This window comes from Pyramidobacter porci, assembly GCF_009695745.1.
GTDB classification, from domain to species: domain Bacteria; phylum Synergistota; class Synergistia; order Synergistales; family Dethiosulfovibrionaceae; genus Pyramidobacter; species Pyramidobacter porci.
Map to the genome: position 1 here is coordinate 245487 of NZ_VUNH01000002.1, position 13338 is coordinate 258824.

A 13338-nucleotide genomic window follows, 5' to 3' on the forward strand; every position below is an offset into this window, starting at 1 on the left:
CTTATACTGTTTCTTGATAAAAAGCATTGACATAGTTTGCCGGCCGCTGCGAGGGAGTTCAGTCGCTCAGGACTATCTCGACCGCTGCGCAGTCTGCGCAGTTCGCTTTGCGAATCTCCCTCGCAGCGGCCTTGTGTTCGGCATTTTAATTGAGAAGCGGTATTACAGCGAAATGCCCGAGAACGGGCCGCTGAGCTTTTGGCCGCCCAGTTTTTTCAGGTCGCGTTCCGACATCGCGCCGAAATCGACCTTTTCCAGCCACTCGGTCGAATAGCCGGGCGTGGTCATCGCTCCCCGCGGCGTCATCACGCTGCCGTCGTGGTGCTTTCCGATCAGCTCGAAGGCGAAGCTCCACCAGCCCTCGCACAGCTCGTCCATGTTCGCACAAGTGTATTCGGTGACGCGCTGCACGGCCTCTTTGCCGCGGCCGCGGGCGCAGAGATCGACGATCTCGTTCTCGAAACCCGTCTGCGCGGCGAAGAAACGCTCTTCGCGCCGGGCGCGCCGGGAGCGGAACGCCTTTCGCCCGCCTTGCATGTCCCGACGCGGAATCGTATAATAGTATAGTTTTCATATATCCATCGTTTCGTGCCGACGGCGCGTCGAAGTACACTCTGAAATCGGGAGGTTTTCTCATGTTGAAGGCGATTTCTGTCTCGGACAAAATCTGGTGGGTCGGCGTCAACGACCGCAAGACGCCGCTCTTTGAAAATCTGTGGTCGCTGCCCTACGGCGTCTCCTACAATTCCTATCTGATCGACGATGAAAAAGTGGCGCTGATCGACGGTGTCAAGGGCGAGTTCTTCGGCGAATACCTCGAGCGCATCCAGAGCATCGTCGGCGCCCGTCCCGTGGACTATTTGATCGTCAATCACGTCGAGCCCGACCATTCCAGCGCCATCCGCATGCTGCGCCAGGTGTACCCCAACATCACCGTCGTCGCCGACAAACAGGCGCTGACCCTGATCGGCCAGTTTTACGGGACTTCGCTCGCCACGAAGGAAGTGAAGGACGGCGAGACGCTGGAACTGGGCGCGCACAGCCTGACCTTCGCGACGATCCCGATGGTGCACTGGCCCGAGACGATGATCTCCTTCGAGAACTCCAGCGGCATCGCCTTCACCTGCGACGCGTTCGGCAGCTACGGCGCGCTCAACGGCGGCATCTTCGGCGACGAGCTGGACATGCACGTTTACACCAGCGAGGCGCGCCGCTATTACGCCACCATCGTGGGACGCTTCAGCGTCAACGTGCAGGCCGCTCTCAAGAAAGCCGCCGCGCTGCCGATCAAGATGATCTGCCCCTCCCACGGCCCCGTCCACCGCGGCGAAGGCGTGGCGCGCGCCGTGAAGCTGTACGACGGCATGAGCCGCCAGGAGACGACGCAGAGCGCCGTGATCGTCTACGGCTCCATGTACGGCAACACCGCCCGTATGGCCGAGTGCGTCGCCGACGGCCTGTGCCGCGGCGGCGTGGCGGACGTCAAAGTCTACGACGCCGGCACGGCCGACCTGAGCTGGATCATCCGCGACGCGTGGCGCAGCCGCGGCCTGGCGCTGCTGAGCTGCTGCTACAACATGGGCATGTTCCCCGCCATGATGCCCGTGGTGGAGAAGATCGACAACTGCAAGATCAGCGGCCGCGTGCTCGCAATCGCCGGCTGCTACAGCTGGAGCAAGGGCGCCGAGCTCAAGCCGCTGCAGGCGCTGGCCGACAAGCCCGGCTGGGACCTGATCGAGAACGTCGTGGAAGTGAAAAGCTGCCCCACCGAAGCCGACGAAGCCGCCCTGCGCGGGGTGGGCGCGGAGATGGCGCGTCGGATTCGAGCAGAATAACGTCGGCAGAATTTTACGCGTTCCACCGTCCGGCAGGAGAACGTAGAACTCGGGACGAAGCCTCCGCAGGATGACGCTTCGTCCCGAGTTTTTCTTTGTCATTGCAAAGCGCTTTATCGAGGCTTGGGCGCCGTTCTTTGCGGCAAGAAAAAATTTCTTGCCGTGAGATTGTTTTCTCCGAGGAGATGATAAAATGTCGTACCAGTCTGCAATTCCCCAGTCCGTTACCGAGGAAGTGACGCGTTATTTGCACCGTCAGCTGCTGGTGAGAAACCGCTTCCAGCCCGGCTCGTTCATCCGCGAGAACGACGTGGCCGAAGAACTCAAGGTAAGCCGCTCGCCGGTGCGCGAAGCGCTGAAGATCCTCGAGTCCTACGGCATCGTCAAAACTCTGCCGCGGCGCGGCGCCTTGGTGTTGCAGTATACCAATGCCGACGTGGGGGAGATCTACGATGTGCGCGTGCTGCTCGAGTCGAAAGTCTATTCTCGGATCGTGAAAAACCATCTGCTGAACGACGAACATTACAAGCATTTGATGAAGTGTATCGACGATTATCGTGATATCCGCGCGGCCTTCGAGAAAAACCTTCAGGAAGGACAGCTGGATTTCTTCGATCTGGAGTGCCGCTTCCACTTCTATATCCACGAGATTTCGGGACTGACCTGGACTTCCGAGCTCCTGAAGAAGACTTATTCGCGCCTGTTCCAGTACATGATCCACAACGTCGGTCTCGAGGATCTGGACAGCATCCTCGCGTTTCACACCAACATCGTGGAAAATCTGAGAAGCGGCGATTTGGCGGCGTTGGGAGAGAACCGCATCGAAAGCTACATGCTGGACAAAGCTTACCGCCCCGACAAGTGAGCGGATTCTCAATGGAGCTCATGAACGGAGTATGGTCAGCGCTCCGAGGGAGCTCAAGCTTTTATAGTGAAACGATATGAAGCGACTTCCGGCACCGCCTGCCGATCCTTCCGAGCGAGCTCCTCGCGGAAGGATCTTTTGTTTGCGGTCGATTGACAAACCGCGCGAACGAATCTAAAGCGGAAAAATCTTGGCGACGGTCGGGAAATTGGGGATGAGGCGGGGCGGGGAGACTTCACTCAGGGCGGCATCGGCCGAGCGCGTCAAGCACGGCTTCAAAAGCTGTCGCCCCGTACTGCGTGGAGACGGAAATAGCGCTCCCGGCGTCAGCCCCGGGCTTTGGGAAGCGCCCCGAAGGGCAAATCGGGCGCGCCGAAGGAACGGGAAAGTTCGCGGCATTCCCTGACGATAACGGGAGCGACTTTTGCCTTGATCTCGTCGGTGAAGCGGAAGCTGGGGCCGGAGATGCACAGGCAGGCTGCGAGTCTGCCCGTGAAGTCGAAGAGCGGGCAGGCAATGGACGACGTGCCTTCCTCGCGTTCGGCCAGACTGACGGCGTAACCGCGTTGCCGCGCTTCGCCGACTTCGCCGAGAAACTGATCCCAGCGTTCCTTTCTGTCCTGCGGGGCCTCCGCGTAAACGCGTCGGATCTCGTCGGACGTCATGGAGCCAAGAAAAATCTTCGCGGTGGCGCCGGCCCAGAGCGGATAATAGGAGCCGGGGTGAGAAATGCGCTTCAGCTCGTGAAGGCTGACCGCCTGCTCGACGCAGACACGCCAGATGTCATGTTTGTAATAGAGGCTGACTGTTTCGCCGAATACGTCGCGCAGCCGCCGCATGACCGGCAGCACGGCGTTTTTGATGGAGTCGTGCGCCTGAAAGAGCTTGCCGAGGCGATAGGCTTTCCAGCTCACGCGGTAGAGACGATTGGCATCTCGCTCGAGAAAACCCTCCGCGCACAGCGCCGAAAGGATTCGCAGCGTGGTGGGCATGGAAAAACCGGTTTTTCCCGTGACGGCGGTCAGCGAAAGCTGCGGGGCGTCCTCGGAAAAGCAGTCGAGCACTGACAGACATTTTCTTATCGATGAAACTCCGTTGACTGATTGGGCAGACATTTTTCCCCTCGCTTTTTTGAGTGAAAGTATGGACTTTCAAGGACCCATCGGAATTACGAAAATTTTATCATTTTATTTCATGATATGGAAGTCCATTGCGTAACAAGGAAGCATTGATCATTGACAAAGGGGAAAAGGTACTTCATAATTATGTCCGCTTAGTAAAAGTTGCTTTCATCATATAAAAATGCAGTGTCGGTTTGTTTAAGAAAATGTCAATACATTGAGGAGGCAGCGGTTATGATTCGCAAGACAGTGAAAAACGTTTGTGCGGCGGCAGCGTTCCTGGGGCTGACGGCGTCGGCCGGTTTGGCGGTCGACTTCGCCCGCATCGGCACGAGCAGCGTGGGCGGCGGTTTCTATCTGATCGGCAACACGATCGCCCAGATCGGCAACGCGGCCAAAAACGACGTCAACTACACGGCGGTGACCGGCGGTTCCACAAAGAACGTCAACGGCCTGGCGAAAGGCGACATGGAGTTCGGCATGTGTCAGTCCGCCACGGTCGACGAGGCTTTGAACGGCTCCGGCCCCTTCAAGGCGCCCATGAAAAGCATCCGCTTCGTCGCCGCCATCTATCCGATGCCGTGTCATGTCCTGGTCAGCGGCGAAGATATGAAAAGCGTCGCCGATTTTCGCGGCAAGCGCATCGATTACGGCGCCATCGGGCAGGGAATCGAGACGTATACCCGCATCATTCTGAACGCCTACGGCATCAAGGACGAAGACGTGACGATCAACCGTTACGGCAAGACCGAGAGCGCCGAAGCCCTGAAGACCGGCGAAGTTCAGGGCAACTTCTGGACCACGACCGCGCCCAACGCCCAGGTCACCGACATGATTGCCGGCGGCGTGCGCCTGTTGTCCATCGATGATGACAAGCGTCAGCAGATCGTCAAGGAGCATCCTTATTTTGCTCTTGCCACCATCCCCGGCGGCACTTACGACAAGCACCCCGACGACGTCAACACGATCGCGGCCATTGGCGTGCTGCTGTCCGACGAAAAAGTGAGCGAGGACGTCGTGTACAAGACGGTCAAGGCCATGTTCGAGGGACAGGAGGAGCTGAAAAAGCGCCTTCCTGCGTATTTCTCCAACTTCGGCCGCGAGCACGCCCTCGACGGCTGCGCCATGGAGATTCATCCCGGCGCGCTCAAGTATTACAAGGAGATCGGTCTGATCAAGTAAAGACGGCCTTGCGGCGAAATCGAACAGGGAGAGTCCTGCCGGCTCTCCCTGTTTTCGCGCGGTCCTTGGCCTTTTGTAAAATATGTGTTTTTGAGACGAGGGGGATCTTTCTCGATGACGACTCGCATTTCAGCCCAGAGCGTTGCCGACGCCAACGTTCAGGCTCGGCAGCTTCGGAAGAAACCGGGCAAACGCCGTACCCTCACGGGAGCGGTGGGGGCGCTGATCACGGTCCTGGCTGTCGCATTGGCGGTCTTTCAGCTTTACACCGCTTTTTTCGGCGTGTTGCCGACGATGCGGCAGCGCAGTTTTCACGTCGCTTTCATTCTTCCCATGATTTTTCTGCTTTACCCGGCCGCGAAAAGATCGCCGCGCGACCGCGCCACGGCTCTTGACTGGATTTTTGCGATCGCGTCGGGCGCCTGCGCTCTTTACGTGTTCGTCGCGTATGAAAGCATCGCCACTCGCGCCGGTGAAGTTTACGGCTACGAGCTCTGGCTCGGCGGCGTTTTCACCGCACTGGTGTTTATCGCCGGGCGGCGCGTGCTCGGCTGGCCGCTGCCGATCTTCTGCTTTTTGTTTTTGCTGTTCGCCTACTTCGGGCGCTCGATGCCCGGTCCCATTCAACACTTCGGCCTGTCGGTCCCGCGCATCATCGAAGAACTTTATCTGACGACGGACGGCCTCTTCGGTTTGGTGACGGGCGTTTCGGCCACGTACATTTACCTGTTCGTGCTCTTCGGCGCCTTTTTGACGTCCACGAAGACGTCGGATTTCTTCAACGACATCTCCATGGCCCTGACAGGGCATCTGAAGGGCGGCCCCGCCAAGATCTCCGTGCTCTCCAGCGCTTTGATGGGCACGATCAGCGGCAGCACGTCGGCCAACGTGGCGACGACGGGCGCTTTCACGATCCCTCTGATGAAAAGCATCGGCTACGAGCCGCACTTTGCCGGCGCCGTCGAAGCGGCCGCCTCCACCGGCGGGCAGATCATGCCTCCCGTCATGGGGGCCGCGGCGTTCATCATCGCCGATACGCTGAACATTCCCTACACTCAGGTTCTGCTCTGCGCGATCGTTCCCGCTCTGCTGTACTTCTGGGGCATCTGGTGTTCGCTCAGCCTCGAGGCCTCGCGCCTCGGCCTGAAGGGGCTGCCGAAGGAGACGCTTCCCCGGGCCGGAGAAGTCCTGGTCACAAGCGGCTACAAAGCGATCCCTCTGTTCGTGATCGTCTACTTCCTGGTCAAGGGGTACAACCCGCTTTATTCCGGCTGCTGGGGCATCGGCTGCTGCGTGCTGCTGAGCTTTGTGAAGAAGTCCGACCGCATGGACCTGACGACGTTCGTCAACACGCTGAAAGACGGCTCGCTGGGCGCCCTTTCGGTCGCCATGGCTTGCATCATCGTCGGCAACGTCATCGGCATGATGGGCGCCACGGGCGTGGCCCTGCGCATCGGCGATGCCGTGCTGGCGCTGACGCGGGGACATTTGGTCCTGACCATGTGCGTGACGCTGCTGATCGCGACGCTGCTCGGCATGGGCATGCCGACGACGGCGAGCTACGTCATGGCCAGCGCTGTGGCGGCCCCCGCCTTGACTCTGCTCGGCGTAAAAGGTCTGGATGCGCACATGTTCGTGTTTTTTTACGCCGTTCTCTCGTCGGTGACGCCGCCGGTCTGCGTAGGAGCCTACACGGCTGCCGGCCTGGCCAACGCTGACCCCAACCGGACGGCCTTGACCGGCGTCAAGCTGGCTCTGCCGGGGTTTATCGTGCCGTTCATCTTCGTGCTGGCTCCCGAGATCCTGCTGACCAACGTCACGAACTGGTTCGTCACGTTCCAGGCGATGGTTTCCGCCGTGGTGGGCGTGTTCCTGCTGTCCTGCTTCACCGAGAACTTCTTCATGGCGCCGCTGCGCTGGTATGAACGCCTTCTGGCGCTGGCCGGCTCTCTGGCCCTGCTTTATCCCGGCACGCTGAGCGACGCGGTGGGCCTGGCGATTCTGGTTCTGCTCTGGCTGGCGAGCAAAAAGCGGGCCGCGCGCGCTGTGTCCGAATAAGACCGCAGAGGAAAAGTCGGAAGAACGGAAGAACAAACTTTGGGCTCGTTTTCTCTGAGTTTTCGGCGCGTTGTTGTCCTACGTGATACTACCTCTTGATAAAAGAACTAACATGTTATCATGAGTGTTATCCTGTGTATGAGGTGATGGCAAATGGCCTTGAGATATGAGATTTCCCAAGAGCAAAAAATAGTATTAATTAAGAATTGATATAACACACAAGGCTCGCCGAGTTGATTTCGGCGAGCCTTGTTGTATAAATCATTTCTTTTGTGTCTTGAGCGATGATCTTGTCGGAAAATCAGTTCAATTCCCCGATCGCGCTTTCGACGGCTTCAATCAGCGCGCCGCTGCGGACGAAATCGATGGACTGGGTCATGAACGGATGGATGAAGCGGTCTTTTTCGAGAAAGGGGATCTGGGCGCGAAAGGCTTCGTAAGCCGCTTTCGTGCCGCGGCCGAGACTGAGCGGCAGCGAGAAGCCGACGCCCTGGCAGGCGGCCATGGCTTCGATGCCGAGGATCTTTTCCACGTTGCGCAGCACGCGCGCCGCCTTGAGCGAGGCCCAATAGCCCATGGAGACGTGGTCTTCCTGATTGGCGGAGGTGGGGATGGAGTCGACGCAGGCGGGATGGGCCAGCGTCTTGTTCTCCGAGGCCACGGCAGCTTGAGTGTACTGGGTGATCATGAAGCCGCTGTTGACGCCGCTGTCGTTGATCAGGAAGGGCGGCAGGCCGTTGGAGAGGCTTTTGTCCACCATGCGGGCGCTGCGACGCTCGGAGATGCTGCCGAATTCGGAGACGGCGATGGCGAAGAAATCCATGGCGAGCGCGATGGGCTGGCCGTGGAAATTGCCGCCGCTGAGCGCCGTTTCGTCGTCGGGGAAGATCAGCGGGTTGTCGGTGACGGAGTTCATCTCGATCTCGATCTTCGATTTCACGTAGTCGAGCGCGTCGCGGCTGGCGCCGTGCACCTGGGGCATGCAGCGCAGCGAATAGGCGTCCTGCACGCGGGAGCCTTTGTACTTGTCGATGATCTCGCTGCCTTCGATGAGACGGCGGATGTTCTGCGCCACGGCGATCTGGCCGCTGTGGGGGCGCAGCGCGTGGGTGCGGGCGTCGAAGGCGTAGGGCACGCCGTGAAGCGCTTCCAGCGAGAGAGCGCCGACGATGTCGGCGTTCTTTTCGAGTTTCAGTGCGTCGTACAGCGCCAGCGCGCCGAGGCCGGTGAGCGCCGCGGTGCCGTTGTTGAGCGCCAGCCCTTCCTTGGGATGCAGGGACACGGGTTTGAGCCCCGTCAGCTTCATGGCCTCGAGCGCGGTCATGCGCCGTCCCTGATGGAACACGTCGCCTTCGCCGAGCATGGCGGCGGCGATGTGCGAGAGCGGACAGAGGTCGCCCGACGCGCCGACGGATCCCTGCTCGGGAACCATGGGCGTGATATCGAGGTTGAGGAAGTTGACGAGCTGCGACAGCGTTTCCAGCGTGATGCCGGAATGGCCGCAGAGCAGGCCGTTGAGGCGCAGCAGCATCACGGCGCGCACCACGTCGACGGGCAGAGGCTCGCCGACGCCGACGGCGTGGCTGCGGATCAGGTTTTCCTGAAGCAGGCGGGTGCGCGCGGCGTCCACCTTGACGGTGGCGAGATCGCCGAATCCCGTCGTCACGCCGTAAACGATGCGGTTGCCGGCGACCCAGTTCTCGATCAGGGCGGACGCCCGGTTGATCTGGCCGACGGCCTCTGCGGAAAGTTTCACCGGAGCGCCGCAGCGCGAGACGTTGATCAGCTGTTCGAGGGTCAGGTTACGACCGGTGAGGACGACGGGATTGGCGCGATTCATGGCGATCACTCCTGATTGTTTGGTTTGGGGGGCCGCCGCGAATTTCGCGGCGGCTCCTTCGTTAACGTTCCGTTTTTTTCGAAAAGCGCCTAGGCTTCGTGATGTTCTCTCATGGCGCAGGCCGCCGCAGCCGCGCGGCTCACCGAGTCGCCGTCGACGTGATACGGCAGCGTGATGTGGTACTTGCCGGGGTACTTGACGTTCACTTCGCGGCTGACCTCTTCGGCGTGTTCGCAGCGGGCCCAGGCGCGGCGCGCGACGCCGCCGAGCACGTCCCACATCATCGCCGACCTGATGATCGCGTCGGTCTCGGGACGCCCGTCGAGCAGCAGGCCGAAGCCGCCGTTGATGCACTTGCCGATGCCCACGCCGCCGCCGTTGTGCAGCGCGCAGAGCGTCATACCGCGGGCGGCGTTGCCGGCGAAGGTGTTGGTTGCCATGTCGGCGCAGATGTTGCTGCCGTCCTTGACGTTGGCCGTTTCGCGGAAGGGGCCGTCGGTGCCGGAAACGTCGTGGTGGTCGCGCCCCAGCATGACGGGGCCGATCTTGCCCTCGCGCACGAGCTTGTTGAACGCCAGGGCGATGTTGGTGCGGCCTTCGGCGTCCTGATAGAGGATGCGGCACTGCGTGCCGACGACGAGATTGTTCTTCTCGGCGTCGCGGATCCAGACCCAGTTGTCGTAGTCCTGGCTGCGGCGGTCGGGATCGATGCAGGCCATGGCGGCCTCGTCGGTGGCGCGCAGGTCTTCGTGTCTGCCGCTCAGGCAGCACCAGCGGAAGGGACCGTAGCCGTAGTCGAACAGATGGGGGCCCATGATGTCTTCGACGTAGCTGGGCCAGATGAAGCCGTCGTAGGTATCTTTGCCGTTTTTGGCGATCTCGGCGACGCCGGCGTCGAAGATGGCGCGCATGAAGCTGTTGCCGTAGTCGAAGAAATAGGAACCGCGGTCCACCAGTTTCTTGATCACGTTGAAATGACGGCGCAGGCTGGCGTCGACGTGCCTGCGGAACTCTTCGGGATCCTCGTGCAGCATTTTCGTGCGCTCTTCGAAGGTCAGATCCGCGGGGCAGTACCCGCCCTCGTAAACGGCGTGGCACGAAGTCTGGTCCGAAAGCAGCTGGATTGCGACGCGATGGCTTTCGGCGTACTCGAGCAGCGTGACGACGTTGCCGTAATAGGCGATCGAAAGCGGCTTTTTGGCGTCCAGCGCTTCCTGAGCCATCCGGAAGGCTTTTTCGGCGCTGTCGGTGATCTCGCTGACCCAGCCCTGGCGATGGCGGGTCTCGATGCGGGAATAATCGACTTCGGCGACGATGCCGACGCCGCCGGCGATCTCGATGGCCTTGGGCTGAGCGCCGCTCATGCCGCCCAGTCCCGACGTCACGTAAAGGATGCCGGCCAGATTATCGCGCGGCCCGACGCCGAACTTGAGGCGTGCGGCGTTGAGCACGGTGTTGAACGTGCCGTGCACGATGCCCTGCGGCCCGATGTACATCCAGCCGCCGGCGGTCATCTGGCCGTAGTTGCTGACTCCCAGCTGCATGGCGCGGTGCCAGTCCTTCTGATTGTCGAACAGGCCGACGAGCAGGCCGTTGGTGAGGATCACGCGCGGCGCGCCGGGATGCGAGGCGAACAGTCCCACGGGATGGCCGCTTTCGAGCACCAGCGTGGTGTCGTCGGTCAGCTCGCGCAGATACTTCTGGATCAGGCGGTACTGCAGCCAGTTCTGGCACACCTGCCCCGTCTCGCCGTAGGTGACGAGTTCGTAGGGATAGAGCGCGGTCTCGAAGTCGAGATTGTTGTCCATCATCACCTGAAAGGCTTTGCCGGCCAGGCACTTGCCCTCGTAGGTTTCGATGGGGCGGCCCCAGATGCGGCCGGCGGGGCGGAAGCGGTAGGCGTAGATGCGGCCGCGCGTGCGCAGCTCTTCCATGAACTCGGGGATCAGCTGCTCGTGATACTTCTCGGGCACGTAGCGCAGCGCGTTGCGCAGCGCCAGCTCCGTCTCGGACTGCGAAAGCGTCCAGCCGCGGTCGGGCGCGCGGCGGATTCCCGCCGCGAATTCGGGATATTCGGGCAGAACCTCGTCCAGTTTGATAACCATGGCTTCACCGTTGAGCAAATTCTCCTGCATGTGTTTTTCTCTCCTTTTTGTTAAACAAGATCTTCCGCGGAGAAGCGGAGCAGCGGAGAAAAAATCCTTTTCCGATGAGCCGCGTCCCGCCGGGGTATTTCTTCACGGGCTTCCATTAAGCGAACGAACGTTTTGCGACAAACAAAGACAATCCACCTGCCGCGCGGCGGCCGAGAAATTTTTATTTTTCCGCGTCTTTGCGAGAGCTTGTGATGCGTCTTTACGCGACGTAGACGCCTTTTTTGTACACTTCCATGACGGGGCTGACGCCGGCGTGATAGGCAAGGATTGTCGGCGAATCGCCGTCGAGCAGCAGGAAATCGGCCTGTTTGCCGGTCTCCAGGCTGCCGACTTTGTCCTGCAGGCCGACGGCCCAGGCGGCGTTGAGCGTGCAGCCGGTCAGCGCCTCTTCCACGGTCATGTTCATGTTCATCACCGCCAGGCCGAAGACGAAGGGCATCGACTCGCAGAAGCAGGATCCCGGGTTGCAGTCGCTGGCCAGCGCCACGGGCACGCCCAGTTCGATCATGCGGCGCGCGTCGGCGTAGGGCTTGCGCAGGCTGTACGCCGTGGCGGGCAGTACGTCGGCGATGACGCCGGCCGCCGCCATGGCTTTGAGATTCTTTTCGTTGGCCGCCAGCAGGTGCTCGGCCGAGGCGACGCGAAGTTCCGCCGCCAGCCCCGCGCCCTGCGTGTCGTCGACTTCGTCGGCGTGGATGCGCAGCTTCATGCCCAGCTTGCGCGCCGCTTCGAGGATGCGGCGGCTCTGCGGCACGGTATATACGCCCGTCTCGCAGAACACGTCGCAGTAGCGCGCGATGCCCTGTTTTTTGACGGCGGGCAGCATTTCGTCGACGAGAATATCGACGAAATCGTCGGCGCGTCCCTTGTATTCCGCGGGCACGGCGTGAGCGCCCATGAACGTGGGCACGATGTCCAGCGGCGTCTCCTCGCCGAGGCGGGCGATCACGCGCAGCATTTTCAGTTCTTCGGCGGTGTCCAGACCGTAGCCGCTCTTCACTTCCATGGTCGTGGTGCCGAAGTTCAGGGCCGAGAGCACGTTCTCGCGCGTGGTCTCGAACAGTTCCTCCTCGCTGGCCGCCTTGACGGCGTTGACGCTGGAAAGGATGCCGCCGCCCGCGCCGAGGATCTCCAGATACGTTTTGCCCTGCAGGCGCATCGTGAATTCCTTTTCACGCCGCGCCGCAAAGCAGATGTGCGTGTGCGGATCGACGAAGCCGGGGATCATCGCCGCGCCTTCGCAGTCGCGCTCCTCTTCGATCTCCGCGTCCTTCGCGGCGAGCGCCGCGCGCACTTCCGCCTCGCCGCCGACGGCGGCGACCAAACCGCCCTCGACGAACAGCGCGCCCTTCTCCCACGACGCGACGCGCCCCTGCGCGGCCCCCGCCGCAGGCGCGCCGCCCATCAGCGGCGTGGTGATCGCCGCGTTGTAAAACAGTTTTCCGCCCATCCCTTCGCCTCCTTTTGAATCGTTACATCAACGAAGCGATCTGCGCCGCCGCGTCTTTCAGCGCCGGCAGCAGATCGGCTTCCCAGTTCCCGAACGTTCCCGCCACGCCGGCGATGCCCAGCTGCGCCACAAAATGGCCGCGGCGGTCGTACAGCGGCACGCTCAGATCCTCGGCGCTGGCCATCCACTCTTCGCGCGAGTGGGCGTAACCTAGGCGCCGGATCTCGGCGACGCGCTCGCGCAGCCGCGGCGCGTCGGCCGCCGAGCCGTCGGGCATTTTCAGCGGCGAGGCCAGGATCCGCTCGCGCAGGCTCGCCTCGCAGAACGCCAGCAGCACCAAACCCGTGGCGCCGGCGCAGAGCGGCACGCTCATGCCCTCGCGCGCCACGAACTTGACGGCGATCTCCGGCTCTTCGGTGTGGACGCACAGGCCGCCCGCGCCCTCGATCACGCTCAGGATCGCAGTTTTGCCCGTGCGTTCCACGAGCCGCCGCATCGGCTCTCTGGCGCAGCTCACCAGCGCCTCGAAGAGCACGGGGCGATGATTGAGCAGGAAGAAACGGAGTCCGGCGCGGTAGGCGCCGCTTTCGGCGTCCTGAACCGCCCAGCCGTAGGATTCCAGCGCCGTCAGAAAACGATGCGCCGTGCTGCGTGGAACGCCCGTCACCGCGGCCAGGTCGCGCACGCTCATTACCCGTTCGGAGCGCACCAGCGCTTCCATCAGGCGAATGACTTTGCCCACGGCGCCGTTCTTGCTCTGCTGTCCTGTCGAATCCATCATGAACCTCCAAAAGTGGGACGACTCGTCTTAAAAATTGCTTAATATAACTA

10 protein-coding genes are annotated in these 13338 nt (G+C 61.4%); 4 read left to right on the top strand and 6 right to left on the bottom strand.

Going from position 1 to position 13338, the window contains the following annotated elements; all coding sequences use genetic code 11:
* Positions 1–162: 162 nt before the first annotated feature.
* Positions 163–537, bottom strand: coding sequence for a hypothetical protein (locus FYJ74_RS02950; RefSeq protein ID WP_195838778.1), 375 nt, complete (start codon positions 535–537; stop codon positions 163–165).
* Between the two features lie 98 nt (positions 538–635).
* On the opposite strand from FYJ74_RS02950, the gene FYJ74_RS02955 reads away from it, so the two are divergent.
* Together FYJ74_RS02955 and FYJ74_RS02960 are read left to right on the top strand one after the other, a co-directional pair.
* On the top strand, positions 636–1835 hold the full coding sequence (locus FYJ74_RS02955) for an FprA family A-type flavoprotein (RefSeq protein ID WP_154528115.1): 1200 nt from the start codon (positions 636–638) through the stop codon (positions 1833–1835).
* Positions 1836–2028: 193 nt separating this feature from the next.
* On the top strand, positions 2029–2700 hold the full coding sequence (locus FYJ74_RS02960; RefSeq protein ID WP_154528116.1) for a GntR family transcriptional regulator: 672 nt from the start codon (positions 2029–2031) through the stop codon (positions 2698–2700).
* 326 nt (positions 2701–3026) lie between these two features.
* Here the strand turns inward: FYJ74_RS02960 and FYJ74_RS02965 are convergent, their stop codons facing one another.
* The gene (locus FYJ74_RS02965; protein ID WP_154528117.1) at positions 3027–3815 is read right to left on the bottom strand and encodes an IclR family transcriptional regulator; all 789 of its coding nucleotides are present in this window, start codon (positions 3813–3815) and stop codon (positions 3027–3029) included.
* A gap of 240 nt (positions 3816–4055) precedes the next feature.
* Between FYJ74_RS02965 and FYJ74_RS02970 the strand changes: the two genes are divergently transcribed.
* Positions 4056–5003, top strand: a complete 948-nt coding sequence (locus FYJ74_RS02970) for a TAXI family TRAP transporter solute-binding subunit (RefSeq protein ID WP_154528118.1) — start codon at positions 4056–4058, stop codon at positions 5001–5003.
* Positions 5004–5117: 114 nt separating this feature from the next.
* The gene (locus FYJ74_RS02975) at positions 5118–7061 is read left to right on the top strand and encodes a TRAP transporter permease (RefSeq protein WP_154528119.1); all 1944 of its coding nucleotides are present in this window, start codon (positions 5118–5120) and stop codon (positions 7059–7061) included.
* 301 nt (positions 7062–7362) lie between these two features.
* Here the strand turns inward: FYJ74_RS02975 and hutH are convergent, their stop codons facing one another.
* The 4 genes from hutH to FYJ74_RS02995 form a co-directional block, all read right to left on the bottom strand.
* Positions 7363–8901 (bottom strand): histidine ammonia-lyase, encoded by a 1539-nt coding sequence (gene hutH / locus FYJ74_RS02980; protein ID WP_154528120.1) that lies wholly within the window; start codon positions 8899–8901, stop codon positions 7363–7365.
* An 89-nt stretch (positions 8902–8990) separates the two neighbouring features.
* Positions 8991–11036: a urocanate hydratase gene (locus FYJ74_RS02985; RefSeq protein ID WP_154528121.1), complete on the bottom strand. Its 2046-nt coding sequence runs from the start codon at positions 11034–11036 to the stop codon at positions 8991–8993.
* Positions 11037–11256: 220 nt separating this feature from the next.
* Positions 11257–12507 (bottom strand): imidazolonepropionase, encoded by a 1251-nt coding sequence (gene hutI / locus FYJ74_RS02990; RefSeq protein ID WP_154528122.1) that lies wholly within the window; start codon positions 12505–12507, stop codon positions 11257–11259.
* A gap of 22 nt (positions 12508–12529) precedes the next feature.
* Positions 12530–13285 (bottom strand): IclR family transcriptional regulator, encoded by a 756-nt coding sequence (locus FYJ74_RS02995; RefSeq protein WP_195838779.1) that lies wholly within the window; start codon positions 13283–13285, stop codon positions 12530–12532.
* Between the last annotated feature and the right edge of the window lie 53 nt (positions 13286–13338).

Excerpts from the sequence above, each read along its gene's own strand:
- FYJ74_RS02950 (WP_195838778.1), bottom strand. The coding sequence starts at position 537 with ATGCAAGGCGGGCGAAAGGCGTTCCGCTCCCGGCGCGCCCGGCGCGAA.
- FYJ74_RS02955 (WP_154528115.1), top strand. The coding sequence starts at position 636 with ATGTTGAAGGCGATTTCTGTCTCGGACAAAATCTGGTGGGTCGGCGTC.
- FYJ74_RS02960 (WP_154528116.1), top strand. The coding sequence starts at position 2,029 with ATGTCGTACCAGTCTGCAATTCCCCAGTCCGTTACCGAGGAAGTGACG.
- FYJ74_RS02965 (WP_154528117.1), bottom strand. The coding sequence starts at position 3,815 with ATGTCTGCCCAATCAGTCAACGGAGTTTCATCGATAAGAAAATGTCTG.
- FYJ74_RS02970 (WP_154528118.1), top strand. The coding sequence starts at position 4,056 with ATGATTCGCAAGACAGTGAAAAACGTTTGTGCGGCGGCAGCGTTCCTG.
- FYJ74_RS02975 (WP_154528119.1), top strand. The coding sequence starts at position 5,118 with ATGACGACTCGCATTTCAGCCCAGAGCGTTGCCGACGCCAACGTTCAG.
- hutH (WP_154528120.1), bottom strand. The coding sequence starts at position 8,901 with ATGAATCGCGCCAATCCCGTCGTCCTCACCGGTCGTAACCTGACCCTC.
- FYJ74_RS02985 (WP_154528121.1), bottom strand. The coding sequence starts at position 11,036 with ATGCAGGAGAATTTGCTCAACGGTGAAGCCATGGTTATCAAACTGGAC.
- hutI (WP_154528122.1), bottom strand. The coding sequence starts at position 12,507 with ATGGGCGGAAAACTGTTTTACAACGCGGCGATCACCACGCCGCTGATG.
- FYJ74_RS02995 (WP_195838779.1), bottom strand. The coding sequence starts at position 13,285 with ATGGATTCGACAGGACAGCAGAGCAAGAACGGCGCCGTGGGCAAAGTC.